1 protein-coding gene is annotated in these 396 nt (G+C 61.4%); it reads right to left on the bottom strand.

Features of this window, described 5'->3' with window-relative positions; genetic code table 11:
• A partial coding sequence (locus PO768_RS29125) for an ABC transporter substrate-binding protein (protein ID WP_272648842.1) occupies nt 1-236 on the bottom strand: 236 nt, incomplete at its 3' end.
• Nucleotides 237-396 lie beyond the last annotated feature (160 nt).

Genomic DNA, 396 nt, shown 5'->3' with positions numbered 1-396 from the left:
GCATCGTCTTCGGCCAGCAGCTCGAACTTGGCCTTCTTGCCGCCGATGGTCACGCCCTTGGCGTTCAACTCATCGATGGCCATGCGGGCGCCCAACTCATTGTCCTTGCCCAGATGGGCAATCGCGCCGCTGGTCGGGCCGACATGGCCGATCTTGACGACCAGCTCTTGTGCTTGGACAGCACCGGTCAGCGCCATCACGGCCAAAGGCACTGCAAGCTTCACTTGAATGTTCATCAAACTCTTCTCCAGGACGATCAATGCCCAGCGTTGATGGCGCGCGGGCGGGCGCCTTGCGAGGCGGAAACGGTAAGCCCGCGTGAGAACTATTCGCCCAGGTAGGCGGCCCTGACCTTGGGATCATTGAGCAAGGTCTTGCCCTCGCCGGTCATGGTGA

Source organism: Paucibacter sp. XJ19-41, assembly GCF_028462495.1.
Taxonomy (GTDB): domain Bacteria; phylum Pseudomonadota; class Gammaproteobacteria; order Burkholderiales; family Burkholderiaceae_C; genus Roseateles_E.
The sequence above is the reverse complement of the archived record's forward strand: the minus strand, read 5'-3'. Positions and strand labels throughout refer to the sequence as shown.